The 22,852-nt window shown below is 62.6% G+C and carries 21 protein-coding genes; 4 read left to right on the top strand and 17 right to left on the bottom strand.

The genetic code is table 11. From position 1 onward, the window contains the following. Positions 1-7 precede the first annotated feature (7 nt). The 10 genes from J2Y68_RS02305 to J2Y68_RS02260 form a co-directional block, all read right to left on the bottom strand. A complete protein-coding gene (locus tag J2Y68_RS02305; protein ID WP_309989158.1) occupies positions 8-1,660 on the bottom strand; it encodes a PAS domain-containing sensor histidine kinase in 1,653 nt (550 codons plus the stop codon). After that, entirely contained in the window at positions 1,653-2,681 is a 1,029-nt protein-coding gene (gene fliG / locus J2Y68_RS02300; protein ID WP_309989155.1) for a flagellar motor switch protein FliG, read from the bottom strand. The genes J2Y68_RS02305 and fliG overlap by 8 nt, the downstream gene beginning before the upstream one ends. Next, positions 2,678-3,013: a putative quinol monooxygenase gene (locus J2Y68_RS02295; protein ID WP_309989151.1), complete on the bottom strand. Its 336-nt coding sequence runs from the start codon at positions 3,011-3,013 to the stop codon at positions 2,678-2,680. The genes fliG and J2Y68_RS02295 overlap by 4 nt, the downstream gene beginning before the upstream one ends. Positions 3,014-3,090: 77 nt before the next feature. Further along, the gene (locus tag J2Y68_RS02290; protein WP_211712536.1) at positions 3,091-4,263 is read right to left on the bottom strand and encodes a levoglucosan dehydrogenase; all 1,173 of its coding nucleotides are present in this window, start codon (positions 4,261-4,263) and stop codon (positions 3,091-3,093) included. Between the two features lie 70 nt (positions 4,264-4,333). Further along, entirely contained in the window at positions 4,334-5,149 is an 816-nt protein-coding gene (locus J2Y68_RS02285; RefSeq protein ID WP_309989148.1) for a sugar phosphate isomerase/epimerase family protein, read from the bottom strand. Continuing rightward, complete coding sequence (locus J2Y68_RS02280) at positions 5,146-6,300, bottom strand: Gfo/Idh/MocA family protein (RefSeq protein WP_309989146.1); 1,155 nt, start codon at positions 6,298-6,300, stop codon at positions 5,146-5,148. Before J2Y68_RS02280 ends, J2Y68_RS02285 begins: the two co-directional genes overlap by 4 nt. Positions 6,301-6,306: 6 nt before the next feature. Next, on the bottom strand, positions 6,307-7,293 hold the full coding sequence (locus tag J2Y68_RS02275) for an ABC transporter permease (RefSeq protein ID WP_309989143.1): 987 nt from the start codon (positions 7,291-7,293) through the stop codon (positions 6,307-6,309). Positions 7,294-7,296: 3 nt separating this feature from the next. Further along, positions 7,297-8,805 carry a sugar ABC transporter ATP-binding protein gene (locus J2Y68_RS02270; protein ID WP_309989141.1) on the bottom strand — a complete coding sequence of 503 codons (1,509 nt, stop codon included), beginning with the start codon at positions 8,803-8,805 and terminating at the stop codon, positions 7,297-7,299. Positions 8,806-8,864: 59 nt separating this feature from the next. Continuing rightward, complete coding sequence (locus J2Y68_RS02265; protein WP_309989138.1) at positions 8,865-10,025, bottom strand: substrate-binding domain-containing protein; 1,161 nt, start codon at positions 10,023-10,025, stop codon at positions 8,865-8,867. A gap of 44 nt (positions 10,026-10,069) precedes the next feature. Further along, the gene (locus J2Y68_RS02260) at positions 10,070-10,552 is read right to left on the bottom strand and encodes a hypothetical protein (protein WP_309989135.1); all 483 of its coding nucleotides are present in this window, start codon (positions 10,550-10,552) and stop codon (positions 10,070-10,072) included. Between the two features lie 213 nt (positions 10,553-10,765). Between J2Y68_RS02260 and J2Y68_RS02255 the strand changes: the two genes are divergently transcribed. Beyond that, positions 10,766-11,854 (top strand): LacI family DNA-binding transcriptional regulator, encoded by a 1,089-nt coding sequence (locus J2Y68_RS02255; protein WP_309989132.1) that lies wholly within the window; start codon positions 10,766-10,768, stop codon positions 11,852-11,854. A 40-nt stretch (positions 11,855-11,894) separates the two neighbouring features. Here J2Y68_RS02255 and J2Y68_RS02250 read toward each other — a convergent pair whose 3' ends face one another. The 3 genes from J2Y68_RS02250 to J2Y68_RS02240 are packed head-to-tail and all read right to left on the bottom strand — an operon-like array spanning position 11,895 to position 14,848. Beyond that, the gene (locus tag J2Y68_RS02250; RefSeq protein ID WP_309989129.1) at positions 11,895-12,482 is read right to left on the bottom strand and encodes a hypothetical protein; all 588 of its coding nucleotides are present in this window, start codon (positions 12,480-12,482) and stop codon (positions 11,895-11,897) included. Positions 12,483-12,495: 13 nt separating this feature from the next. Then, the gene (locus J2Y68_RS02245) at positions 12,496-13,644 is read right to left on the bottom strand and encodes a zinc-dependent alcohol dehydrogenase (RefSeq protein ID WP_309989128.1); all 1,149 of its coding nucleotides are present in this window, start codon (positions 13,642-13,644) and stop codon (positions 12,496-12,498) included. Between the two features lie 55 nt (positions 13,645-13,699). Then, a complete protein-coding gene (locus tag J2Y68_RS02240; protein ID WP_309989125.1) occupies positions 13,700-14,848 on the bottom strand; it encodes a glutathione-independent formaldehyde dehydrogenase in 1,149 nt (382 codons plus the stop codon). Positions 14,849-15,359: 511 nt separating this feature from the next. On the opposite strand from J2Y68_RS02240, the gene J2Y68_RS02235 reads away from it, so the two are divergent. Beyond that, positions 15,360-15,593 carry a hypothetical protein gene (locus J2Y68_RS02235; RefSeq protein WP_309989122.1) on the top strand — a complete coding sequence of 78 codons (234 nt, stop codon included), beginning with the start codon at positions 15,360-15,362 and terminating at the stop codon, positions 15,591-15,593. Between the two features lie 36 nt (positions 15,594-15,629). On the opposite strand, the gene J2Y68_RS02230 is transcribed toward J2Y68_RS02235, so the two are convergent. From J2Y68_RS02230 to J2Y68_RS02215, 4 genes are read right to left on the bottom strand one after another with little or no spacing between them, the layout of a single operon-like run. Beyond that, a complete protein-coding gene (locus J2Y68_RS02230) occupies positions 15,630-16,442 on the bottom strand; it encodes an MBL fold metallo-hydrolase (protein WP_309989119.1) in 813 nt (270 codons plus the stop codon). 49 nt (positions 16,443-16,491) lie between these two features. Further along, positions 16,492-17,472, bottom strand: a complete 981-nt coding sequence (locus J2Y68_RS02225) for an NAD-dependent epimerase/dehydratase family protein (RefSeq protein WP_309989116.1) — start codon at positions 17,470-17,472, stop codon at positions 16,492-16,494. Further along, entirely contained in the window at positions 17,469-20,135 is a 2,667-nt protein-coding gene (locus tag J2Y68_RS02220) for an alpha/beta fold hydrolase (RefSeq protein WP_309989114.1), read from the bottom strand. Before J2Y68_RS02220 ends, J2Y68_RS02225 begins: the two co-directional genes overlap by 4 nt. Continuing rightward, positions 20,129-21,151 carry a 3-oxoacyl-ACP synthase III gene (locus tag J2Y68_RS02215; RefSeq protein WP_309989111.1) on the bottom strand — a complete coding sequence of 341 codons (1,023 nt, stop codon included), beginning with the start codon at positions 21,149-21,151 and terminating at the stop codon, positions 20,129-20,131. The genes J2Y68_RS02220 and J2Y68_RS02215 overlap by 7 nt, the downstream gene beginning before the upstream one ends. Positions 21,152-21,415: 264 nt before the next feature. On the opposite strand from J2Y68_RS02215, the gene J2Y68_RS02210 reads away from it, so the two are divergent. Together J2Y68_RS02210 and J2Y68_RS02205 are read left to right on the top strand one after the other, a co-directional pair. After that, entirely contained in the window at positions 21,416-21,622 is a 207-nt protein-coding gene (locus J2Y68_RS02210; RefSeq protein ID WP_257368206.1) for a hypervirulence associated TUDOR domain-containing protein, read from the top strand. A 4-nt stretch (positions 21,623-21,626) separates the two neighbouring features. Beyond that, entirely contained in the window at positions 21,627-22,820 is a 1,194-nt protein-coding gene (locus tag J2Y68_RS02205; RefSeq protein ID WP_309989108.1) for an NAD(P)/FAD-dependent oxidoreductase, read from the top strand. The last annotated feature ends 32 nt before the right edge of the window (positions 22,821-22,852 follow it).

Below are 22,852 nucleotides of genomic sequence, written 5' to 3'. Positions count from 1 at the left end.
ACGGTATCTAGCGCGGCATCGCAATGGTCACCGTTGTCCCGGACTTCGGCTGGCTTTCCAGTTTGATGGTTCCAGCGTGGGCCTCGATGATGGCTTTGCATAGGGGCAGCCCCAGACCTGCGCCCGGAATCGCCGTTTCCAGGGCATGGTCGGCTTTGAAGAACGTCGTGAAGGCCGCATCCTGTTCTTGTTGTGTCATGCCGAACCCTTGGTCGCTGACGGTCAACTCAATCCTGTCGTCAGTGTCTCGAAGGACGACTGAGACGTTTCGGCCCTCAGGGGAGAACTTGATGGCGTTGGACAGCAGCTCATCAACGGCTTTGGCGAAATGGCGGGGATCCACCCCGACTTCCGCGTCTCCCTGGATCGATAGAGTGACGGTGACGCCCCTGGCGTCCGCCTCGGATTTCGCGGCTCTTACTGATTCCTGCAGGAGGTCGCCAATGTTGGTGGGGCGGCGGCGGATTTCCAGCTCCTCGCAGGCAACCAGGAGCAGGTTATTGATCAGGGCCAACAAACGTTCAGCGTTCCGTTCGATGATGCCCAGGTACTGAGGGTCAGGGTGTTCGTCGAGGATTTCCAGATAGCCAAGAATTGATGTCAGCGGTGTGCGAAGCTCGTGGGAAACAGTGGCAACGAATTTGTCCCGGGCTGTCTGGGCTTTCACTAAGGCGGTCACATCAGTGAAGGCAAGCACTGAGCCTTTTAGGTGGCCGGATTCCCCCAGCAGCGGGCGAGCGGCGGCGGAAAAGGTCCGTTGGTGATCCTTGTCCGGTCCAACCCTGATCAGCCGGTGGGTAAAGGTTGCGCCACCCGCAGCGAGCTCGGCAGGGCCGGGGGAGTCGTCGGGCACCTGTCCCGGACATATGGTGAAGGGGTTCCTTCCACCCACGTTTTCAAGGCTCCACGAGCGGTCCGACCGAAACCGGCGGTTAGTAAGTATGTCGGTGCCGTTGGTGTCCATGGCCCACACGCCGACGTTCACTGTTTCAAGGACCGTATCGAGGAGCTGGGCGTGGTCGGCTGTCGCCTTGTTCAAAAGCGCCAGGTCCCGGTCATTTTGATTCAGTATTTCGCGGTGTTTGGTGAGCCCGCGGGCAACAGCGTGCCCCGTGAAAGCGAGCCCCGCCATGATGGTCGGAAACACGATCATGCGGATCATTTCGGACGGTTCGATCTCGTGGCCCAAAGCCAGCGGTGAAGCAAGGGTGGCGACAATGGGCGCCATGATGGACAAGGCCAAGCGGACCCGATTGACGCTGACGGATAACCAAATGACGGGGAACGCCATCAGTAGTCCCACCACGCTCAGGACCGGGCCTCCGATCTCGCGAAGAAGTCCCACGCTGAGGCAATCGGCCACGGGGATGAGGACGAAACTCCCTGCTGGAAGCCGATGCCAGGGCAGGACAAGGCATGCGGCAGGAATCAGCACATGGAGGAAAGGGATAAGGAAGACCCCGGGATCCCAGGGAGTCGCGGGTTTGAACAGGAGAGCCAGGAAGAGGATGAGGGTCATCATGACCGTCAATGGCAGTTGGCACAGGAGAACTGCCCTGCGAATCCCTATGGTGCCGAGATAGTCGTCCAGGGGCAGGAAGACCGCATCGGCCATGTCGTTGCGCCGGCGGGACGCTTCATGGGAGGTGGCGTCAGTCAATGTAGTCCTCGTCGTCGGCGCGGTGTATGACGATTGAGCCGTTCGCGGTTCCTTCGCGGATGGAACGCACTATCAGGGCACGTGCCTCTTCTACTTGCGAAGCCCGGAGCGGCCCGGAATTGGCCATTTCGAATTCCAGGATCTCCTTGTTCCGATCCGAGATGTTGCTCCGGACAGTTTCGAGCAGCACCGCTGAGGCACCCTTAAGTGCCGTCCCCAGGACCTTCGGGCTGATGTTGCGCAGAATCCGCTGGAGATCCCGTCGTTCGAGCCGGAGAACGTCCTTGAAAGTCAGCATTTGGGCGCGGACCTCACCGGCGAGTTCAGGATCGAGGGAATCCAAGCCCTCCAGAACCGAGCGCTCCGTCTTGTTGTCAGCTCTGGTGATGATGTCCACCAGGGGTTGGATGCCCCCGACCTTGTCGCTGGACGCCCCTGGCGAGGCTACTGATCCGGCACGTTGTTTGAGTACCTCGGCAACTACCGAAACAACCTCCGGAGCCACAGGTCCCATCGTGGCGATACAAAGCGCCACTTCGCTGGCCTGTCCGTCGTCGAGCCCGGCAAGCACCAACGAGGCTTTGCTGGCCCTCAAATGGGTGAGCACCAAGGCCATGGTTTGTGGGAGCTCACCGTCGATAAGAGCGACGATCTGCTCAGGGGATATTGGTTCCAGGAAGTCGAAGGACTTTCCTGCGAGGCTGGAGTTGAGCCGTTCCATGAGACCTGCAGCCTTATCAGCGCCAAAGGACGCCTCCAGCAGGTCTGCTGCGAAGTCATGACCGCCCCGGGAGGTGCGGTGCCCACCGGCGATATGGGCGTGGAACTCGTTTATCACCGTGTTCGCCACGGAAGAACTGACACTGCGGAGTCGAACTATCTCTGCGGCGATCTCTTCAGCCTCGGATTCTGAAAACTGTGCAAGAAGGGACGCGGCGCTGATTGGGCTGACTTGCATGAGCACGACGGCAACTTTTTGTGCACCGTTAAGAGCCGTGGAAGCAAGAGCTTCCACGGTCATTCGGGCAGCACAGGCGGTGCGCCGAGGAGGGGAGTAAGGGGAGTGACGGAGAACGGCGTGGCCAGCAACGGCTTCACCGCTTCCACGAAAGCCCTGACGTGGACTTCCTGGTTGTGGGCTTCAAGGTCCTCCTGACGGGCCCACCCCTCAAAGAGCACGAAGGTGCCCGGGCGCTCCCCGTCAGCGAAAACGGTGTACTCCAGGCATCCCGGGTCATTTCGGCTGAGGGTCTGCAATGAGCGGAGGGCTTCCTGAAGTTCGGCTGCACGCCCTGCTTTGGCGATGAAAACCGGCTTGAGCCACACTTCTGTGGCCCTTTCGTGCGTTGGCATGGGATGGAGCATCCTATCTTCCTGAATCGTCCAAGGGGTGGGAGGGACGGGGCCTTCCCCGTCCCTCCCGGACTGGATCACGCGGTGATCTGTGGAACTTCCACCCATGATTCTTTTGCTGCTGATTCGACGATGGCGTCGTCGATGAGGGCCACTTGATAGCCGTCGGCGAAGTTGGGGTTCACAGTCCCGCCTTCGGCGATGGCCTTGAAGAAGTCATAGGCCTCGATAATCTTCGTTTCCCCGTAACCAATGCCCAGGGCCGGGATGGGCCAAAGGCCGTCACCGTAAGGATGAGCCGGGCCGGTGTAAACGGTCCGGAATCCACGACGGTCTGCTTGGTCTGAAGCGAAGCACACCTGCAACTCGTCGCGGCGCTCGTAGTTGAAGACAATGCTGCCTTCCGTGCCGTGGATCTCGAAGGTGATGTAGTTGTTCCTTCCGTGCGCGTTTCGAGTCGCTTCGACGGATCCGACCGCTCCGTTGGCAAAACGGATCATGGTCATTACTTCGTCGTCGACATCAACCTGGCCGCGTGGACCTTCCCCACCCCGAACCGTGCCGAGTGCGTCGGCGCCGCCGGACTGCAGCGGACGCTCAGGGATCCACGTCGAGAGGACGGCGTTGACGGCGCTGAACTCCCCAACGAGGTAGCGGGCCATGTCTATGACGTGGGTTGCAATGTCGCCAAGGGCACCGGAACCGGCGATGGATTTCTGGAAGCGCCATGAAAGGGGGGAGTTCGGGTCGGCACTCCAGTCCTGCAGATACGTTCCGCGGAAACTGAGGATTTGGCCGATGGACCCTTCTTCGATGTACTTCTTCGCCAGCGCCACGGCGGGGGTGCGCCGGTAGTTGAAGGCGACCATGTGGACAATGTCCTTGTCCTTGACGGCCTCGTACATGGCTTTGGACTCTTCGCCGGTGCGGGCGAGCGGTTTTTCGCAGATGATATGTTTGCCTGCTTCGGCGGCCGCGATGGCGATTTCCGCGTGGAGGTGGTTGGGTGTGGCGATGTCGACGACGTGGATATCCGGATCGTCGATGATGCTGCGCCAGTCTGAAGTGGAGGTTTCGAAGCCGAATCGACGGGCCGCCTCGTCGGCGAGCTCTGGAGTGGCCTCCGCGATGACTTTGCGAACCGGCAGAGCCGGGGCGGGCCAAAAGAACATGGGCATAGCGGCGTAGGCGAGGGAGTGGGCTTTGCCCATGAACCCTCCGCCGATGAGGCCGACATTGAGGTTCTGCATGTGGATCCTTTTCCTTCCGGAAGTTTGGGGGTAGCGCCGATGAAGGCTTCCCCACTGGTCATGAGGTTGGTTAGAGGAGCTTCTCGAGGTACTTTTTGCTGAGTTCGGCCGCTACCCGGGGGTCGCCGTCGTAGTTGTCCAGTTCGACCATGAGCCAGCTGTCGTATCCGCTTTCCCGGATAGCGGCGATGATGTCCGGGAAATCGAGTTCGCCTTCGCCGAGTGGCAGGAAAGTGAACGGGTCCCGCTGGAAGTCCTTGAGGTGAACGTGCTGGATTCTGTCGGCATATTTCCGGATGACCGCGGCCGGGTCCGCACCACCAGCTGCGAGATGTGCGGTGTCCGGGCAGAAGCCGATCCTGGTGAGGGGCATGAGCCGGTCCAACTCGTCGGGGCTCTCCACGATCGTGCTCAAATGGGGGTGGTAGCTTGCCGATAGGCCAAAGCTTTCGGCAATGTCGGCAACCCGGTCCAGCGCGTGGCCCAAGCGGTGGTAGTCCTGGTCCGTGCTCCCGGCCGCACGCCGCGCTCCGCCCCCAACGACCAGCCGTTCAGCCCCAAAGTTCGCAGCCAATTCCGCTGCAGTGTAGAGCCGGTGCATCTCATCAGGGAGGATATCGGTGTAGATGAAATTCGCCCCGGTGTAGACGCTGGTCAATGCCACACCGTTACTGCTGAGGATCTCCTTCAGCTCCTCAGGCTTGTCGGCGTACTCTGCGAGGTTGCCGTCGAACATCTCAACACCCTGGTATCCGACCGAAGCGATGTCCTTGACGGCATCCCGCATTGATCCATGGGTCAGGTAAAAGAGGTCTTTGACGCTCGTCACGCCTTGGGCGTGACCGACGACGCCGCCCCAAGTGATGGAACAATATCCGAGCTTCATTGCATGGTCCTTTCGAGTGCAGGGGAAGGCATGGGAGATTCGAGCGGGCTGTCAGGGACGCGAAGGTCGATCCACGACTCTTCCCGCGCGGAGGTGACGACGGCCTCAGTCAGGAGTGCTGCCCGCAGGCCGTCGTGGAAGGTGGGGAGGCCCTCGGGCTTCTGACCCCGAACAGCGGCATAGGCGTCTGCGACGAAAGCGTTGAAACTGTCCTGGTATCCCTGGGGATGACCTGCTGGAAGCTTGGCGTAGTGCCGGCCGCCGGGGGTGGTCAGGGTCTGCGGCCCCACGGGGACGGAGGAGGTGGAATCAGTGCGACCTATGTGCAGGGTGTCCGGTGATTCCTGGTTGAAGCTGAACGATGCTTCAGTTCCGTCGAACGAGAACCACAGGCGGTTTTTCCTGCCAGGGCTGACCTGACTGACCACCAGCGAACCTGTGGCACCCTTGTCCGTATCGAACAGGAGGGTTGCGCCGTCCTCGGTGGCAACGGCGGACAGCTGTCCCCGGGTTTCGCGCTTGTCATAGGCGCGGCCCGTCCTTGCCATGATCCTGGTGATTCGATGTCCCGTGGTGAACTCCATCAGGTCGCACCAGTGCACGCCGATATCGCCAAATGCCCTGGACCCTCCGCCTAGCTTGGGGTCAACCCGCCAGTTCGTCGCGTCGGCACCTGCCAGCCAGTCCTGGAGATAGGAGCCGTGCAACAGCCAAAGGCGGCCTGCCCCGCCGTCGAGAATGCGGTCTCGTGCCTCTCGGACAGCCGGATAAAACCGGTAGACGAAGGGCACTGCCGTGACGACGCCTGCCTGGTCTGCGAGGCGGGTCAGTTCGCTGGCATCCTCGAATCTGGTAGCCAGAGGTTTCTCGCAGATAACGGCTTTGCCTGCCGCAATGGCCTTGCGTGCCAGGTCCGCGTGGGTGGAATTCGGAGTGCAGATATGGACGACGTCGACGTCGTCCCGTGCGATCAGCGCCTCAGGGCTTTCAGCCGCGGCCATGGCACCCAACCGTCCGGTTGCCGCCTCGGCGGCGGCCCGGCTGCTGGCGGCAACTGCACTGATGGTGCTCCCCGCCGCGCGTACCGCGTGGGAGTGGACGGCACCCATGAAGCCGGTGCCGATGATCCCGGCGCGTGGAGTGGAAGACATGGACCGTTACTTCTTCCGGGCAAGGGCGACGGCGAGGATAATGATTGCGCCGCGGACAACCTGCTGCTGGCTGCTGTCGAGTCCCGCCAGGATCAGGCCGTTGTTGATCAGGCCAATCAGAAGGGCGCCAAAAAGTGTTCCGATGATGGAACCGAAACCGCCGAAGAGGCTGGTCCCGCCCAGAATGACTGCAGCGATGGCGGAGAGCTCATCGCCGGCTCCCCACTGGAACCGGCCTGACTGAAGGCGGCCGGCGTAGAGCATGCCGGCAACACTCGCGACCATCCCGGAAATCAGCAGCACCTGGAACTTGATGCGCTTGGTGTTGATTCCGGTGAAGTCAGCGGCGTTGCGGTTGCCGCCTGTGGCCAGGACCTGCCGGCCGAACCTGGTGCGGTTGAGGACGACGGCGCCGATGGCCACGAAGATGGCGCTCCAGACAACAAGGCCCGGAACAGGGCCAAAGTTGCCCGATCCGAAGACCGTATTGAACGTATCGTTCAGGATGGGCTGCGGGGCTGAGGCGGTGATCCACTGGGCGACCCCGACTGCTATTCCGAGCATGCCAAGCGTCACCAGGAAGGAAGGGATGCCGAGGAGGCTGACGAGGGCACCGTTGATGGAGCCGACCACGAGACCGACAGCGAGGCCGGCAAGGATGCCGGGAACCAGGCCCCACTGGGAGAGCGCCATCGCAGTGCAGACACTGGAAAGGCCGGCGACGGATCCCACGCTCAGGTCGATCTCGGCGCACGCGATAACGTATGTCATGCCTACGGCGATGACAGTAATGGTGGCTGTCTGGCGGAAAATGTTCAAAAGGTTGTTTGGCGACAGGAAGCCTTGGTCGCGCAACAGGACGGCGAAGAAAAGGAAGACGACGACGAAGCCGATGTAAATGACGTAGCGTCGCCAGTCAAGTTCCTTCAGAAACGTGCCTAAAGTGCGGGTAGCCCCGGTATCCCGGGATGCGATGGTGTTTGTCTTGCTCACTGTTCATACTCCCTGGACTGCAAGTTGGAGATATTCCTCGTCAGCGATGGCGCTGCGGGGGATGTCACGGATGATTGAGCCGTCCTTGAGGACGAGGACGCGGTCGCTGACCGCGAGTAGTTCCGGATATTCGGAGGAGATGACGATGACGGCTTTCCCAGCGCTGGCAAGCTCACGGATCATGTCCAGAATTTCGCTTTTGGTGCCGATGTCGACTCCGGCCGTCGGCTCGTCGAGAATCAAAATATCCGGGTCCGTACCCAGCCACTTTGCGATGACGACCTTTTGCTGGTTGCCTCCGGAGAGCAGCCGTACCGGGCGATGGGGGTGAGCCACTTTTACTGCGAAGCGCTTGATCAGTGAGGCGGACAGCGCTTTGGCCTTGGCACCGTCCAGCAGCCCGCCACTTCGTATCTGCCCCAACAACGGCAGAAGCAGATTGTCCTGGACCGAGTGCTCCAGGACAAGGCCTTGAGCCCTGCGATCCTCCGGGATGAGTGCGACGCCTGCGTTGATGGCCTGCTGCGGCGAGGATAGAGTCACCTCTTTGCCGCGGATGAGGACCTGTCCGCTGTCCAGTTTGTCAATGCCAAAGAGTGCGCGTGCGAGCTCGGTGCGTCCACTGCCCATGAGCCCTGCAAGCCCAAGGATCTCGCCGGGCCGGAGTGCGAACGATACGTTCCGCACCCGCGGGCCCGCGTTCAGGTCCCGCACTTCAAGCAAGGGCTCTACCTCGTGGGACACCGCATTCCGCGCACGATAGCTGAGCTCGCCCTCGACCTTCTTTCCCACGATCCCTTCCACGATCTGTTCTGGAGTAACGTCGGTGAGCGCCTTGGTGAGGAGGTGTTGACCGTCCCGGAGTATGGTGATCCGGTCCGCGAGCCTGTACACCTCATCCATGCGGTGGGAGATATAGATGATTGAGATGCCCCGCTGCTTCAGCCGGTCGATCAGTTCGAAGAGTGCTTCACACTCATGACGGGCCAGGCTGGCCGTGGGTTCATCCATGATCAGCACCTGGGCGTTCTGCGAGAGGGCCTTGGCGATTTCAGTCAGCTGCCAATAGGCCGTGCCCAGCCGGGAGACCTCCGCGCTGGCGTCAACTTCGACCTCCATCTCGGCAAAGACCTCATTGGCCCGCCTTACCGCGGCACGGTCATCGATGAGGCCGCCCCGGCTGAGTGGTTCAGCGGCCAGGAAGATGTTCTGCGCGACAGTCAGGCTCGGCACGAGGCTGAATTCCTGGAAGACCATTCCGATTCCCGCGGCCTTGGCGTCCTGGATCGACGTGATGGCGGCCGGCTCGCCTCCAATGAGGATCTCTCCGGCGTCCGGCTGGTATACGCCTTGGAGGATCTTCATGAGCGTGGACTTGCCGGCCCCGTTGCCGCCTGCCAGTGCGTGCACCTCTCCTTTGCGTACGTCGAAGCCGACATCCTTCAGGACGGAGACGCCGTTGAAGCCCTTGGAGATGGAGCGCATCTGGACGACATTGTCTGCGGTGTTCATATTCTGCCCTTTCGGTGCCGGTGCGGGGGGTAAAGGGCCCCCGCACCGGTCGGGTCTGGCTATTGCTTGTAGGACTCTTGGATGTCCTTGGGAGCGTCCTCGTGGTAGACCTGCTTCCATGCTTCGAGGACGTTGGAGTGGTCCACGGGGAGGGCGCTCAGTGCAACGTATGCCGGAGCTTCCTTACCGATCAGTGCCCCTGCTGCAAGCCGCGCTTCCGTAACACCCTGGTCGAACGGGACCTGGGCGCCGAGGCCGACGACGAGTTCGTTCTTGGCCAGGGCGATGGCCACGTTCTTTCCGAGGTCCTCAGTGGCGATCTTCAAATCCTGGCGGCCTGCGGCGCGCGCTGCGGCCATGACGCCTTCCGCGGGGACGTCCCATACGGCCCAGATTCCGGCCAAGTCGGGATATTTGCTGATCATTGCGTTGGCAGCCGCCTGGGCGTCTCCTGCAAAGTCCGGGCCAGCGATACCCTTCTCTTCCACGATCTGGATCTCCGGGTATTCCTTGGTGATCGTGTCCTTGAATCCTTCATGGCGTTGTTTGGTGACGAAGAAGTCGGCCTGGTGGTAGACAAGCCCCACCTTTCCCTTGCCACCGAGCGCCTTCGCCATTTGGTGGGCTGACACGACTCCGTTGCCGTAGTTGTCAGCCGAGACCACCGAAACGTAATCCTTGCCGGCTGTCAGTCCCTGCGGGACGTTGTCCATGAAGACGAGCTTCGTGCCGGCGGCCGCTGCCTTCTTGTATGCGGAAGCTGTGGCTACGGGGTCTGTGGGGATGGAGATGATCACGTCCGGGTTTTGGGTCATGACTGTTTCGATGTCCGAAACCTGCTTGTCCGGCTTGAAGTTCGCGTCCGTCGTGGCGATGACCTTGATACCGAGCTTGTCGAGTTCGCTCTTGAGTCCATTGACTTGGGCCGTGGCCCAGTCATTACCGCCGTAGTGCATCACGATCGCTGCTTTGGCGTTCAGGCCTTTGATCTTTTCGATTTCTTCGGGCGTCAGGTCGGCCACGGAGGCCGGGGACGGCGTCTCGCCGTTAGGGCCTTTGCTCAACACCTGGCCCTTGATCTTCTCGAGGGCCAGTTGGGCTTTCTCGGACACGCCGGAGTCGGGGGCGTTTGAGGTTCCAGCTGCCGAACTGCTGCACGAGGCGACGGAAAGTGACAGGACTGCTGCCACGGCCAGGATGGGAAGCCTGCGGATCATCATTGTTCTCCAGTGCTTTTGAGTGGGTTGATGGATGGTTTGGATTGTCAGGCGAGAGCCAGGGCCAGTGCCGTTGGAACGGGCGACAGGACCAGTCCGCCTGTTGCCGCCGCGGTCCGGACAGCGGCTGCTTTGTCCGAAGCCCTCAGGAGGGCTTCGGCATGCGCTTTCACGACAAAGAAGCCGACTGAACAGGGCCCGTGGTTGGACTGGACCCATGTCACCGCTTCGCTTGCAGCGGTGGCGATTTCCTTGGCCTCTTTTGCGACGGGGCCGCCGATGGTGGAGACCGTTTCGGCCGAGCCAAAGTCGTCGACCGTGATGACCAGGCTGGCCCATAGGCCGAGGCCGTCGAAGACGCCCAGTACTGCGGAGGAACCGGGGGAGACGAAGGTGCTTACTGCCCCGCCAAGGTCGTTGCGGGCAGCGTCCGTCAGGAGCACTTCCAGATTCGTCCACTGGTCGTGGTCGATATCCCGAAACCCAGCGGTGGGGTGGAGCGCGAGTACGTCTGCGACACTGCCAGGCATTCCGCTCCTTCCTCATTGAATATCGGGGGTCGTAAACGCTGACGAGATCGGGCCGTAAACGTTTACGGAAGTGATCGTAAACGTTTACGGTGATGAGTGTCAAACCTCACAGCAGCGCAATGCCGGAACTCGGCGACTCAATTCGTCAACGTAGGATGAGGAGGCAGGGAACCGCCGTCGGCGTTGGTACGGCGGCGCGAGACAGGAGAGAGCATGGCAGACGCTGGAGTCCCGCACGGAACGAACGGACGTGGTCCGGACGTCGCGTTACGCCGGAAGCCAACCATCAACGACGTGGCAAAAGTTGCCGGAGTTTCGTTTGGGACTGTCTCACGCGTCCTCAACGACGCACCGGATGTCAGTGCCGCCACCCGCCAACGCGTTCTGCAGGTCATCCAGGACATCGGATATCGCCGAAACAGGGCGGCAACCGCGCTGGTCACGAGCAGGTCCACTTCCATCGGCATCGTCACTGACGGTTCCCCCCGGTTCGGCCCCGTCGGGACACTGATGGCCCTGGAAAACATTGCCCGGAAGAAGGGCTATGCCACAACCGTTATCAGTGCCGAAAAGCCGTACGCCGATTCCGTACAAGCGGCTCTCGACACCCTCGACGACATTGGCGTCGGCGGGATCATCGTTATTGCACCGGTGGTCGACATGGCATCAGCTGTCTGGAACGCCACCTGCCGGGTGCCTGTGGAGATGATTGCCGCGGGAGCTTCGTCGACCCCCAACGTCTTCACATACTCCGAAAACCAGGAGCTTGGAGCACGTCTGGCCACCCAGCACCTCATCGACCTGGGCCACACCGACATTGCCCACCTTGCTGGCTCCATGGATTGGTTCGACGGTCGGGTCCGAAAACGCGGCTGGGAGGCCGCGCTGCGTGACGCCGGCCTACCGCAGGGGTTCTGTGCCGAAGGGGATTGGAGCCCGCGCTGGGCTTACGAAACCGGCCTCCAGCTTGTACAGGGAGGGAAGATCCCGCAGGCGATCTTCGCCGCGAGCGACCATACAGCGCTGGGACTCATCCGCGCTTTCACTGAGAACGGCGTCCGCGTCCCGGAGGACGTCAGTGTTGTTGGGTTTGACGATATTGAAGGTTCAGATTATTTCCTGCCGCCGTTGACCACAGTGCGGCAGGACTTCACCGCCCTGGCGCTGATGAGCATGGAGGTGCTCGTGGGGGCCATGGAGGGCCGGGAAGTGGACCGCACTCCTACCGCGCCAACGCTGGTTGTTCGCAACAGCTCCATGCGGGCAGCATCCACACGCGCCACCTCAGCTAAACGCAGGTGACGCCGCTGGGGGCTGGCCACGGGAAGCCCGTTGACGGTCCTCAGGCAGTTCGCCGCTTCCTGATCGCCTTGAAGGCGACTGCCAAGCCGCCGGCCGCCAAAGCCCAAGGAACGCCGGCGATGATGGGGTCCATCCACTGATGGCTCAGGTCGGTGCGCTTTCTCCCAAACCGGGAACTCACCCCATGACGTGAAAATTCACTCAGCACACCGGTCTCAGTGATCGGGTTGTCCGGGCGAAGGGTGGCCAAAGATCGAAGGTGGTGTTCCCAAGCATCGATCCGGTCCCCGGCAATGAGGAGCAGCCAATGGGCAGCGCGGCCCTCACTGTATTTATAGGCGTATTTCCGGACAGCCCCCGAAACGCCCTTGGGAGGTGCGGACGTGCCGAAAACAGGTGTGACGAACGCGTGTTCAACCGACCGCTCCCGCGGCCACCTCTCTTCCTGGCGTTCGGGGAAGTCCCAGCGGGCTCCTGTCTCGATGCCGGGCCGTTCACGAGGGTACGACGGCCGGTCGGCTGGGTCGAGGTCCGCGCCCCATCCTGGGATGCGGGCACGGAGATCGTCGGCAGGCTCTTTCAGCGCTGGCCCAATGGAGGCGGTATACGGAGTCGGGATCTCATCCATGTTTGTCGTCCTTTCAGGCTGGATTGGGGACGATGAGCGGCTTGATGCAGTCATCGAGCTTGGCTGAGAAGATGTGGTAACCCTCAGCGATGTGCTCCAGCGGGATGCGGTGGGTGACGATGTCGCTTGGTTTCAGGTAACCGTTTCGGATGTGTTCGAACAACCTGGGCCACTGCCTTTTGACCGGACACTGGTTCATCCGGAGGGTGAGGCCCTTATTCATGGCATCGCCGAACTTCACTGCGCTGAAAAGCGGACCATATGCGCCTACCACCGACACTGTGCCGCCTTTTCGGACGGAGTCGATTGCCCAGTTCAGCGCGATGGGGGAGCCGCCCTGCAGCTTCAGTTTTGCGGCTGTGACGTGTTGGAGGAAGTTGCCGTCCGCCTCGGCCCCGACGGCGTCGATGACAACGTCGGCGCCCAGGTAGTCGGTAGTCTTCTTCAGGTGCACCACGATGTCGTCGTACTCCACGAAGTTGTACGTTTCTGCGTGCGCGAAGGTGCGGGCTTTCTCGAGCCGGTACTCCAGGTGGTCGATAACGATCACCCGGCCCGCCCCCATCAGCCACGCTGACTTGGCGGCGAACAGGCCCACAGGACCGGCGCCGAACACCACCACCGTGTCGCCTTCTGCGATGTCGCCCAGTTGGGCACCGAAGTAGCCTGTCGGCAGGGCGTCGGTAAGCAGCAGCGCGTCCTCGTCATCCATCCAGTCCGGGATCAAACCGGGCCCGACGTCGGCGAAAGGGACGCGCACGAACTCTGCCTGGCCGCCGTCGTACCCTCCGCACGTGTGCGAGTAGCCGTAGATGCCGCCGACCGCAGTAGCGTTGGGGTTGACGTTGTGGCAGTTGGAGTAGAGTCCGCGGGCGCAGAAATAGCACGATCCGCAATAGATGTTGAACGGCACCATGACCCGGTCTCCGGGCTTGAGCCGTTCCACCGACGGCCCAACCTGCTCCACTACGCCGATGAACTCGTGACCGAACGTCATTCCTACCCTCGTGTCCGGCATCATCCCGTGGTAGAGATGCAGGTCGGACCCACAGATGGCGGCTAACGTCACCCGCACGATCGCATCGTTTGGATGCTCGATCGGTGGCATGTCCTTGTCTTCCACGCGCACCTTGTAGGGCCCGCGATACACCATTGACTTCATCAGTACCGCCTCCGGAAAATTGTTTGCTCCGACATTCGAGATCCCCTGTCCGGTTTTATGCGTTTGAAGGGTGGAGGACCACTTTGGTCCACCCGTCCTCGCGGTTGTCGAAGTTCTTGTAGCCCTCGGGAGCTTGATCCAGGGGCAGCTCGTGGCTGACGAGGAAGGAGGGGCTGGCTTTTCCGCCGGCAATGAGGTCGCGCAGGGCCCGGTTGTACTTTTTCACCGGGCACTGTCCCGAACCCATTGTTTGTCCCTTGAACCAGTAGTTCCCATAGTCGAAAGCCACTTGGCCTTCTTTGGCGAGTTTGTCCGGGGCGCCGGGGTCTTGGGGCAGGAACACGCCCACCACACCCAGGCCGCCGACAAACCGGACCGAGTCCACGAGCCGGTTCAGCGTCATGTTGGCATGTTCGTTGCCGTCGGTATCATGCGCCTGGTATCCAACGCATTCGCAGCCCCGGTCGGCCCCGAATCCCATGGTCTGGTCCTTAACGAACTCCACCGGGTCCACTGCGGAATCATCCACGGGAATGGCGCCGATCTGTTCTGCAAGCTTCAAACGGTCGCTTTGACGGTCCACGACCATGACCTTGCCAGCTCCTTTGATGATTGCGGAGTAGGCCGCCATGAGCCCTACAGGCCCCGCACCATAGATGACTACGGAGTCCCCGGGGTACACCCCGGCCATCTCCGTGGCGTGCCAGCCGGTGGGAAAGATGTCTGCGACCATCACGTAATCGAGTTCCTTCTCCACGGCGTCTTCGCCCAGGCGCAAGCAGTTGAAGTCACCGTATGGTACGCGCAGGTACTCAGCCTGGCCGCCCTGGTACGGTCCCATGTCCGCGAAACCGTAGGCCGCGCCGGCGAGCTTGGGCTCAGGCTGCATGGTGAGGCAGTAGTTGGTGAAACCACGTTCGCAGTTTTTACAGAATCCGCAAGCGATGTTGAACGGTAGGACTACCCGCTCGCCCACCTTTACTTTGTTCACCGCGGAGCCGGTCTCAACCACCTCACCGAGGTTTTCATGACCGAAGGTTCGTCCAGGTTCAAAGCTGGTCCGCCCCTCGTACATGTGCAGGTCCGAGCCACAAATATTGGTGGACGTGATCCGTACCAGCACATCGGCGGGGTGTTCTATCTTGGCATCTGGGACGTCCTCGACGCTGATATCCTTCGGTCCCTTGTAGACTACTGCCTTCATTTTTCCACTCATTTCTTCTTGCCTGTTCCGATCCGACCAGGTCGATATCGTTTCCGGTGGGGCAGTCGCAGAATGGGGCGGAGCCCTGACCCGAATGAGCACGGCCGTCACCCGGATAAAGGGTGCTAGGTCAGCGGGGAAATAGGATTTGGCATGGTTTTTCGTGTGAGTCGCTTCCGGAGGCTGGTACGCCCAAGACCGTCAGTCGGCAGGCTGTCCGGGGCGAGGTACCCGCCGGTCCGTCAGCAACGAGACATTGAATGAGCCTTAATACTAAGCACACTTATTATGGGTGTCGAGGGTAAATCCAAAAGAATTGGCCAAGCCATTTAGGTCCTACGGCGGTTTGCGCCGGAACAGAGGTCGACATGAAATCTGCCCGTTCGATCCGTGTCAAGCCCATTCTGGTAGCGGAACTGATAGCCGAAGGCGCGCCGATGCCCGCGTCCTGGCGGACACGGCCTGACTCAGGCCCATCCAGCGGTTGCCGACAGTTGATAGGGAGCTCGAGATGCTTCCCGGACTTCGCCTCTTGCCGGCACCCGGCCACACCCGCGGCTCCCAAGTGGTGGCCATCGACGGCGACAAGCACCCCACGATCATCGCAGGGGATACTGCGGTGTGGTTCGATGACCTCGATAACCTCCGTAAGGAGGGACAGCTCCTGGTGCGTTCCTTGAACCCGGAGGCTGTGTGGCTTACGCACCAGCATGAGCCGTGGAGGCCCGTCACAAGCAGCCCCTGACACAGGCGGGGATCCAATGGGTCCGGTGGAGGCAGTTCAGCAGAGATGGTCGAAGTCTCCCCGTGACCAGGCGGCGTGCCTTTGGGCGGAGCTGATCAACACTTCCTTGGCACCTGATGGGATCTTGTTGTTGAAGTTGCCATAGATCCGGTCAAATTCCAGGTCGCCGAGCTGCGCGGCGATGCGCAGAGCCACGGAACCTGAGAGCGGGAGATGGTTGGGGTAGCTTCGCATGAAGGCAACCGAACGGCGATCGGGGTTGGGAAAGACGCTGTCCCCGGTGAGCAGTACCCCTCTGCCGTCCGCACCAGCTGCCCAGTGTGCCACGGCACTGCCGGGGAAGTGGCCGCCGGTTTGGTGAAGCACCAGACCGTCCGCGATGGTTCTGCTGCCTGACCAGGTGGTGACGTTCGGGCCTCCGCGACCCAACCATTCCCGGTCTGCTTCGGACACAAGGACCGGGACGCCCCCGAGCCTGTTGGACCATTCAACCTGCACGCCAAACATGTGCGGATGGCTGGCGGCAATGGCCAGGACGGGACCGTGTTCCAGGATGGCGCCCACTGCGTGATCGTCGACGTAGCCAACCGGATCCCACCACAGCGATCCGGCAGGAGTCACCACAAGCTGGGCCGTTTGGCCGATCCCCACTTTGGGCTGGGTCCCGATGCTTACGAGGCCTGGCTCGCTTTCCATCAGGGTGGTGTGTTGTCCGCTCTTGGCGAGTTCGTCCAGCGTGGTCCAATACTGACCGGCCTCGGGCACATACTGTCGCTCGTCCACGCAGATTGGACAGAGGGCCGGAGCCGGTTCATCACGTTCAACAGCGCAGGTGGAGCAGATCAGCATGGGCCCAGACTATGGCACGGCGTGGCCGCGCCGGAAGGGGCGCAGCGCCTCAGCGATGCTGCCCCGCACCATAGTATTGTCCGAGTTTGGCCAGTCCTTCGTCGATGGAAACGGCCGGCTTCCAATCGAGGAGTTGCTGCGTTTCGCGCTGGTCGAACCAGTGCGCAGTGGATAGCTGCTCAGCGAGGAACCTGGTCATCGGCGGCTCTTCTGTTCGTCCTGTCAGGATCCAAAGTTTCTCGACCACCGAGCCCACCGCCCGGGCCACGCGGCCCGGTACAGACCATGCAGGGGCCGGAACCCCGCCTGCAGCGCAAATGCCGGCAAGCAGTTCCCCGATGGGCCGGGGTTCGCCGTTAGTGACCACCAGGGCTTTGCCGTATACATGGTCCATTCGGTGCAGTGCGGTGACAATGGCCGAGGCCGCGTTGTCCACGTAGGTGGTGTCGATCAGGGCTGCGCCGGCGTCCAGCAGCGGCAGCCGCCGTTGCTTTGCGCGGGCGAGAACGCGCTCCACGAGCTTGGTGTCACCCGGTCCCCACACGACGTGCGGGCGGATCGCAGTGACACGGAAATCGGACGCATCCGCCGCGAGTGCCAGCAGTTCGGCCTCTGCCTTGGTCCGGGAATAGTGGCCGTGGGCATGCTTGGGGTCGGCCGGACCGGCTCCCAGGCCGGCGATGGCGGCACCTGAATTAGCTACGGAGGGGGAGGACACGAAGACCATCTCGCGTACCCCGGCCGCCTTGGCTTCGGAGAGCACATGGGCAGTCCCGCGGACGTTGACGTCGTCGAACTCGGCCGCCCTTCCCGTGAACGACACTTTGGCAGCGAGATGGATCACCCCGCCCACGCCCTTGAGGGCGCTGCGAAGCGCAACAGGGTCCGTGACCGACCCCCGCACGTCCGTGACGCCGTCGATTCCGGAAGGGCTTCGTTGGAATGTCGTGACGTTATGACCCTGCCGCACCAGCAGCCGGGCCACTTCCCGGCCCAGCAAGCCGCTGGCGCCTGTGACCAGGACCTTCATGGCTTGCCCGGACGGCCGCCAGCCAGCACCCGTGCAGCCCAAGCGGACAGCCGGGTCCGGTCTATTTTGGCGTTGTGCCGGATATCGGTGGGTTGGTTTGGAACCACCAACACGGCGGAGACATCGACGCCCGCTTCCCGGGCGGCGGCGCGGACGCGGCGCGCCAGATGCGGCGCGGCGGGACCGGCTTTCCGGACCGGAGGGACGGTCTCGACGACGGCGACAATCGCCTGGGTGCCCGCAGGACCAACGCCTACCACGGCGGCCAGCCCCACACCGTCCAAACGCTCGACGGCCTGCTCCGCACCAACAGGCGTCACTGCCTTGCCTGGCGGGGTGACAACGTGCTGCAGGCGGCCTTCCACCCAGAGGCGGCCTTCGGCGTCGAAATGCCCTACGTCCCCGGTCCGGTGCCAGCCGACAGGATTGGTGCTCCCTTGCTGGGTCAACCAGAGTCGGTCGTAGGAGTCCTTCACATGGGGTGCGGTGACCAGGACCTCGCCCGTCACGCCGGCTTCCGTCACGGGCTGGGAACCTGATGCGGTCCCGTCCTCAGCGAGCGGAATGACGGCAATGCGGGCACCGTGAACCGGCGTGCCGACGCAGACGCCGTTGCCGGCTCCCTTGATGGTCCCGACGGCGGCTTCGGCGGCCTGTATCTCCTGGAGGCTGATGTCTGTGACGGGGAGGGCTTCTGTCATCCCGTACGGCGTGTGCAGCGAGGCGCCCGGCAACAACCGCTGCACCTGCGCCAAGAGGGGCTCCGGGATGGGTGCACCGGCTGAGAGGAGCAACTGCACCCCGGCCAGGGCTGTTTGGCCCGCTCCGCTGATCCCTTCCTGCGTGGCCAGGACGTTACGCAATGCGGCCGGGGCGGCGAAGACCACCGTGGCGTCGATCGCTGCAGCGGCATCTGCCAGGGCGCGGGCAGTCAAGGTGCGGGGGGCGGTAACGTCCATGTCCGGGGTGACCGAGACGGCACCCAGTGCGGGACCCAGCAGGGCAAACGGAGCGAAACCTGCCACGAGCCGGGCGCCCGGACGGATGTCGAAGGATTTCGCCAGCGTATCCCGCGTCGCAGCCAATTGCCGGTGCGTGTAGAGAACGCCCTTGGCGGGGCCCGTCGATCCGGACGTGAACAGCACGGCCGCCGGAGCATCGGGGTCCACGGCCGTGTGGTGGATGTCCCCAGTGTCCGACCCTCGACGGGCCAACTCTTCGAGCGAGGTTTCAACCCTAAGAATTCGACGGCGGGTGGCCGGCAGGCCCTGAACACTGATCCGGCGCCCCGGCCAACCGAGTGCGGCCGCTGCAGCAAGTGCCTTGTCGATCCCGATCAGGAAATCAGGGGTTGCCCCTTTGACTGCGCGGCTCAGGCCCCTGGTGCCCAGCCCGGCGTCGGCCACGACCACCACGGCGCCCAGCCGAAGGCAGGCATAGAGTGCCACTGTCAGGTCCACGCCTGGCGGGACCATGAGGCTCACGCGGCTGCCACTGACAACACCGGCTTCCCGGAGTCCTGCCGCGACGTCCAACACCCTGCGATTGAGCCCGTGCCAGCTCAGTGAACGCGCAACGCCGCCATCGGCTGCCATTTCCGCGACAGCAGTATCGGCGCCGGAGGCAGATGCTGCCAAGGTGCCGAGCTCATCCCAGAGGGGGCGGAAAGCAGCCGGCTCCGGAGTGGGCTCTCCGGCGGCCACGGCGCCCGCACCGGTCTGGTGGTTACCGTCCTGGACGTGCCCGGCCAACCATTGGAAAACAGGTGTGGCAATGTCGCGGTCTTCTGCGAGCAGGTGGCCGGCCCCTTCGAAGCGGTGGACCTCCGCGTGGGGAAGGCGGCCGATAAGGTCCTTGAGGTAGCGGTCGGAGAAAATAGGGTCGCGCGGTCCCCAGAGCATCAAAGCGGGGACCTTTACCTCGCGCAGGCCCTCGGCCACGGCTTCAAGCGTGGGGAAGCTGGGGTGGTTGGCGTCAGCGGGAATGTCGGCCACGAAATTTCCCACGCCACTGCGGCGGTGCGGACCCTTGTAGGGGGCCATGTACGCTTTCCTGATGTCGGCGGCCAGCGGAGGAGACGCCAAGGAATGCGTGACCCGCAGGAAAGCGTCGGACGTCGTCGTCCCCCAGGAGTGGACGGCCGGGTGCAAGGCAAGCCGCAGTGCGGGCGGGATCTTGGATTCGGATGATTGGTGGACCGCTGTGTTGGTGAGGATCACTCCGGTGAGCTCCGCGGGGTGTGCCAACGCCCAGCCGAGGCTGATCACACCTCCCCAGTCGTGGCCGACAGTGACCACGGGACCTTCCATGCCCAAGGCATCGGTGAGGTCGCCCAAGTCATTGATCCGGTCGGCGAGGCTGCGGAATTCGCCCGTACGTTCCGAGTAGCCCATGTCCAGTTGGTCGACCGCGATGACGCGCCAAGGCTGGGCAGGATCGGTTCCGGCGGCCAGCAGTGTTCGCCACAGATAGGACCAGGTGGGGTTCCCATGCACGCAGAGCAGGGTGCCGGCTGGGGTAAGGCCGCGCCGCGCGAGCTGTCCACCGTTGTCCAGGAGATGCCATTGGCGAACGGTTCCGGGAGCGTCCACGGCGGAAGTGGAGGGTACGTCGATTGTCCGTGACCATTCGGGGCGTACGCCCGGCCAGGTACCTGTCACCATACGATTTCGACCATGCCGGCGTTCAGCCCGGACCCGACACCCATGCAGAGGACCCTATCGCCGACGCTCAGGGACTGCGCCTCGGCGGCGAGGGTCATGGGGAGTGAAGCCGGACCCACGTTTCCCCAGTGCGGGAAGGTGATGGGAACTTTGTCAGGGTCCAGTCCCACGGCGTTGATGATGGCCTGGGTGTAGGCATTGCTGACCTGGTGGGTCACGTAGCGGTCCATGGCCGTCCAGTTCCATTCGGGCTGGGCTTCGTGCCAGGCGTCGACGACGAGTTGCAGGCCGCCGTCGAGCAGGCCCTTCGTATCGGTGGTCATGCCGTCAATGCCACCCACGCACAATTCGTGGTGCTCGGTGCCGGCGCGCATCACGCCGCCCACCAGCCGGTGCGCCCCGCTGTGCTCGTCGGCCGGTCCCAGGACTGCGGCCGCGGCTCCTGACCCGAGGGTCAGGGTGGCGAATTCCCGGTTGAAATCCTCCCGGGTCGTTTCAGGCCGCTGCAGCCTGGCAAGGGTCGCCTCCTGCGTCAGCTGTGAGTCCTCACCGTTGACGATGATCGCGTACTTGATCTGTCCGGAGTCGATCATGTTGGCGGCCAGGATCAGCCCGTTGACGAACCCCAGGCAGGCGTTGGCGAGGTCGAAATTCATGGCCGAGGATGGCAGGCCCAGTTCGTGATGGATCTTCACTGCAACGGACGGCTCGAGGTTGCGGCGGGTAACGGAGGTGTTGATCAACAACCCAACCTCGGAAGCTTCGACTCCGGCATCGGCCAAGGCCTTCGCCCCGGCCTCGACGGCGGCATCGTCAAAGGATGTTCCAGCCGCCCACCAGCGTCGGTGCGTGACGCCCGCAACGCGTTCCAGGAGCCGGGGCGGGAACTTTAGCCGCTTCAGGGTGGTAGCCAACTTCCGGTCGAAGTCCGAGGAGCTGACGATCCGTGGAGCCTCGACGCTACTAACCGACAGCAGAGCGGTGTTGCTGTGCCTGAAGGTTGCGTTCCCTGCCAATTCAAGCCCCTGTTCGTTTCTGTCCCGCGTTCCTGCGGTGACTGTACCCCTATTACGCCATTCCAAGCCCGAAAGCGCAGTTGTGCTCCGGGTTCGGCGTGCACCAAGATTCCGCCGCAGTCCCGGCGCGTAAAAATGGCGACCCTTAAGCATGACAGACAACCGGGGGGTGTCATGACGCGGGGAGCGGGCTACCGGGAAATGATCATGATGCTTACCATTAGGGAGCATCTTAGGGGAGACCACCACTTACCAGGAGCGGACATGACATTGAGCAAAGGAACCCGCGTGGAGTGGAACACCTCCCAGGGGAAGACCCAAGGCAAAATCGTGGAGAAGAAGACCAGCGACTTCGAGCTGGACGGGAACATGCACCGTGCCAGCGAAGATGAGCCGCAATACGTCGTCGAATCGGAGAAGACCGGCGCGCGGGCAGCGCACAAGGGCGCAGCGTTGACCGAGAAGAAGTAGTGCCGTGGCCCGGCACGAGGTAGTGATCATCGGTGGTGGCAACGCCGGCGTCTCCCTGGCAGCCCGCCTGGTGAGGTACGGGGTCAAGGACGTTGCCCTCATCGAGCCCCGCGACCATCACCTGTACCAACCGTTGTTTTCCCATATCGCGGGCGGACGCGCCCAAGTGAAGGAAGCTGTCCGCAGCCAGCAGTCCGTGATCCCCAAGGTAGTCACCTGGATCAGGGACAAGGCAACGGACATTGATGCGGGGGCCAACACCGTCATGCTGGAGTCCGGCTCTTCAGTGGACTACGGGCACCTGGTGGTGTGCCCAGGGTTGCAGTACCACTGGGAAGCAGTGCCCGGCTTGGCAGAGGCCGTGAATTCGCCCTACGGATCGTCCCACTACGAATTTGAGCTGGCCCCCAAGACGTGGAGCTTGCTCAGCGCCCTGCGTTCGGGCACGGCCATCTTCACCATGCCTGCCGGTCCCGTCAAATGCGCCGGCGCCAGCCAAAAACCGATGTACCTGGCCTGTGAATATTGGAAGGAAAAGGGAGTCCTCGACAGAATCCGCGTTGTGATGGTCCAGCCATATCCCACGGTGTTCGGTGTCCCGGAGGTGGACCAGGAGCTGGAACGCAAGATAGCCGAGTACGGCATTGAGCTCCGGACCAACAGTGAACTGGTCTCGGTGGACCCGGCCAGCCGGACAGCCAGTATCCGTGACACCGCAGCAGGCACCATCGAAGAGCTGCAGTACGAGGTCCTCAACGCGGTACCACCCCAGTCCGCGCCCGATTGGCTCACATCCACCGACCTCCCGGCCGCGGGGGACCAGGGCGGCTTTGTCGAGGTGGACACGGAAACCCTGCGCCACCCCCGGTACGCCAACGTCTGGTCCCTGGGCGATGCTGCCGGCACATCCAACTCAAAGTCCGGCGGGTCGCTCCGGAAGCAGACCAAGGTGCTCGCCAGAAACCTCGTAGCGGCCCGGGAAGGAAAACCCGTCACGCAGAAGTACAACGGCTACTCGGTGTGCCCGTTTACGGTTTCCCGCAACACGGTGGTCTTCGCAGAATTCGACAACCACTACCGGCCCATGCCAACTATCCCCAAAGTGCCCACATGGAAGGAGAGCCGGCTTTCCTGGTGGGTGGACAGGATTATGTTCCCGCAGGTTTATTGGCGGCTGATCCTTCGGGGTCGCGCCTGACGACGCCGCCCATCGCCGTCGGTGGGACGGAC

This window comes from Paenarthrobacter nitroguajacolicus, from assembly GCF_031455195.1.
GTDB lineage: Bacteria > Actinomycetota > Actinomycetes > Actinomycetales > Micrococcaceae > Arthrobacter > Arthrobacter nitroguajacolicus_D.
This window is presented reverse-complemented; position numbering and strand designations above follow the sequence as displayed.